At 38.4% G+C, this 3490-nt stretch carries 5 protein-coding genes; 2 read left to right on the forward strand and 3 right to left on the reverse strand.

The window, feature by feature from the left end; translation table 11 throughout:
- Positions 1 to 88: 88 nt before the first annotated feature.
- The 3 genes from P20652_RS00340 to rph are packed head-to-tail and all read right to left on the reverse strand — an operon-like array spanning position 89 to position 1905.
- Positions 89 to 472, reverse strand: a complete 384-nt coding sequence (locus tag P20652_RS00340) for a diacylglycerol kinase (RefSeq protein WP_008172973.1) — start codon at positions 470 to 472, stop codon at positions 89 to 91.
- A gap of 56 nt (positions 473 to 528) precedes the next feature.
- Positions 529 to 1173 (reverse strand): orotate phosphoribosyltransferase, encoded by a 645-nt coding sequence (gene pyrE / locus P20652_RS00335; RefSeq protein WP_008172974.1) that lies wholly within the window; start codon positions 1171 to 1173, stop codon positions 529 to 531.
- 18 nt (positions 1174 to 1191) lie between these two features.
- On the reverse strand, positions 1192 to 1905 hold the full coding sequence (gene rph, locus P20652_RS00330; RefSeq protein ID WP_002958890.1) for a ribonuclease PH: 714 nt from the start codon (positions 1903 to 1905) through the stop codon (positions 1192 to 1194).
- A 179-nt stretch (positions 1906 to 2084) separates the two neighbouring features.
- On the opposite strand from rph, the gene P20652_RS00325 reads away from it, so the two are divergent.
- Both P20652_RS00325 and P20652_RS00320 read left to right on the forward strand, forming a co-directional pair.
- A complete protein-coding gene (locus P20652_RS00325) occupies positions 2085 to 2945 on the forward strand; it encodes a YicC/YloC family endoribonuclease (RefSeq protein ID WP_002958889.1) in 861 nt (286 codons plus the stop codon).
- 180 nt (positions 2946 to 3125) lie between these two features.
- Positions 3126 to 3473: an Arm DNA-binding domain-containing protein gene (locus P20652_RS00320; protein WP_008172977.1), complete on the forward strand. Its 348-nt coding sequence runs from the start codon at positions 3126 to 3128 to the stop codon at positions 3471 to 3473.
- Positions 3474 to 3490 lie beyond the last annotated feature (17 nt).

A 3490-nucleotide genomic window follows, 5' to 3' on the forward strand; every position in this document is an offset into this window, starting at 1 on the left:
TGAATATTTGAGCTAAACCCGCTAAAAACACAACATAACTAGCAAATTATTAATAACTAAAGACGATTTAACTCTTTTATAGTGAAAGTTAGTTAGCAATCTTCATATAAAGGCTTACACCCCAAATGATCAACACGATCGTTAGTGCCAGCGTAACAGCTGCAGATCCCATATCTTTGGCTCTGCCAGATAATACATGTAGTTCTGTACTTACCCGATCTGTTAATGCTTCTATTGCAGAATTTAGTAATTCAACAACCAGTATTATAAGTAATGAGCTGATTAGTATTGCCCAATGCAATAAGGATGAAGCAAGCCAAAAAGAAACAGGAAATAATATAAGACTTAGCAATAGTTCTTGTCTGAATGCTGCTTCTTCTTTAAATGCTGCTTTAAAGCCAAGATAGGAGCAATAGGTTGCTTTGAAAACACGTTTAAGGCCTAAGCCATTTGGTTTTAATACATCTTTCATTAATAAACTCTATAAATGAAGCTAAAAATAAAGCCTCGCACTGCGAGGCTTTTTATTTATGCTACGCCATATTGATCACGGTAAGCTTTAACTGATGCTAAATGCTCGCCCATCGTTCCTTGGTTCTCAAGGTAGTTAATAAGGTCAGCTAATTTTACAATAGAAATTACTTTGGTGTTAAAGTCGCGTTCAACTTCTTGAATAGCTGATAACTCGGCTTTACCTTTTTCTTGGCGATCTAATGCTATTAATACACCGCTAAGATCTGCACCATTTTGTGCAATAATTTCCATTGACTCACGAATTGCAGTACCTGCAGTAATTACATCATCTACTAGCATAATTTTGCCATTGAGTCCTGAGCCTACTAATGTACCACCTTCACCGTGTGCTTTTTTCTCTTTACGGTTAAAACAGTACGGTACATCTTTATTATGGTGATCAGCTAATGCAACTGCCGTTGTTGTCGCTATTGGAATACCTTTGTACGCAGGACCAAATAATACATCGTACTCTATAGCAGAATCTTCGAGTGCCGATGCATAAAAGCGACCTAAACGCGCTAAGTCTCGACCAGTATTAAACAAACCAGCATTAAAAAAGTAAGGACTTGTGCGTCCAGACTTTAAAGTAAACTCACCAAACTTTAACACCTGCTTCTCTAGAGCAAATTCTATAAACTCTTTTTGATAATCTTTCATATCTTGTGGCCTACCTAATTATGCTAATGCTTGCTTTTGTACGTCAATAATTTCGCGAATAGAATGTTTAGCTAAAGTAAGTAACTCATCTAGCTCATCAAACGAGAAAGGTTCGCCTTCGGCTGTACCTTGAATTTCAATAATTTTACCTGTTTCGGTTAAAATTACATTCATATCAGTCTCAGCAGCTGAATCTTCAATGTACTCTAAGTCACTAATTGCCTGTCCTTTGTATATTCCAACTGAAATAGCCGCAATCATATGCTTAAGTGGATTTGAATTAATCATGCCTTTAGCACGCATATGCGTTAATGCATCAACTAGTGCAACACATGCACCACTTATAGAAGCAGTACGTGTACCTCCATCAGCTTGGATAACATCACAGTCAATTGTGATTGTGTTTTCGCCAAGTGCTTTTAAATCAACTGCAGCACGAAGTGCACGTGCAATTAAGCGTTGAATTTCCATAGTACGACCGCCCTGCTTACCACGTGCAGCTTCTCGAGCGTTACGCGTATGCGTTGCTCGCGGTAACATACCGTATTCAGCATTGATCCAACCTTTACCCTGACCTTTCATGAAACGAGGAACGCCCGATTCAACAGTAGCGGTGCAAAGTACTTTGGTGTTACCAAATTCAACAAGTACTGAGCCTTCAGCATGCAAAGTATAATTACGTGTAAATGTAACAGGTCTAATTTGGTTAGGTGTTCTTTCGCTTGGACGCATTGACGATCCCCTTAATTCAGAATTTGCGACATTATAAGTGTATGCGGGTTTAGATACCATGCTGATTTACATAAATAGCTGTATGCAAAATATTCAGTGTATTAAATTTTCCCTAGAGCTTAAGCGGTGTTACGGTATAATCATTGTAATATTGTATTTATAAATTTAGGAAAACATCCATGATCCACAGTATGACAGCTTATGCGCGTCGCGAAATAAAAGGCGATTGGGGCACTGGCACTTGGGAAGTTCGTTCAGTGAACCAGCGTTACCTTGAAACATTTATTCGCGCACCAGAGCAATTTCGTGGCATGGAGCCGGTTATTCGTGAACGCTTACGTAAGCACTTACAGCGCGGTAAGGTTGAAGTTTTTTTAAAATTTGTAGCAAATCCAGCCCACGTTGGGGAGCTATCAATTAACCAAGCGCTTGCAGAGCAACTTATAAATAGCGCTAAATGGGTTCAACAGCAAAGTAATGGCGACATTAACCCTGTTGATATATTGCGTTGGCCTGGCGTTATGGAAGCTGAAGAGCTTGATATGGATAGCGTTAATACAGCACTAATAGCTGGCCTTGATCAAGTAATCGAAGATTTTAAATCAGCTCGTGGCGATGAAGGTGCAAACCTTGAAGAAATGATAGCAATCCGCCTTGATGCGATTTTAGAGCAAGTAGAAATTGTAGAAACGCATATGCCTGAGATTGCTAAGTGGCAGCGTGAAAAACTGGCTCAAAAGCTAGAAGACTTAACCGCAAACATTGACGAGTCACGCCTTGAACAAGAACTTATTTATCTTGCTCAAAAACAAGATGTAGCTGAAGAATTAGATCGTTTAAAGTCTCACGTTAAAGAAACTAAAAAAATCCTTAAAAAAGGAGGCGCATGTGGCCGCCGCTTAGATTTCATGATGCAAGAATTTAATCGTGAAGCTAACACGCTAGCATCTAAGTCTATTAATAGCGATATTACTACTGCAGCCGTAGAGCTAAAAGTACTCATTGAACAAATGCGTGAGCAAATACAAAACATAGAATAGTGTTTCAGCCTGTTTTAACTTGTTTATAACCAATTAATAAGCCTAGATTTTTCTAGGCTTTTTGTTTTCTACCGTTCATACTAGCCCCCTATTGTACGTGTCCAAGTGGTTACCATAGTGGTTACCAAACTACTTGGTAACCACTTTTGAAACCCTTGGTAACCATTTTTATATAACTCAATGAATGTAAAAGAAATCAAAGCCAAAATTAAAAATAGTACAACGCTAAGATTTAGCGTTAGCGATGGATTGTATATAAAGCCTAATAAAGATAAAAAAAGCGGGGCATGGGAGCTTCGTTATACTATGAATAAGAAACGTCACTTTATGACTTTAAAAGGGAGTAACTTTCCAGACAGGACTTTATCTGACGCTCGCATTGAAGCAGCCCTGATAAATCAAAAAATTAAGAATGGTGTAGACCCACTAGCTGAAAGAGTGAGGCAGGGACAAGAAACTATAATAACAATGAACGACCTATTTAATGACTGGTTTGTAGTGGTCAATAAAATTTGGCCACAGTTTTAGAATCTTGATATCTAATC

The sequence above is a fragment of the Pseudoalteromonas sp. BSi20652 genome (genome assembly GCF_000239855.1).
Classification (GTDB): Bacteria; Pseudomonadota; Gammaproteobacteria; order Enterobacterales; family Alteromonadaceae; genus Pseudoalteromonas.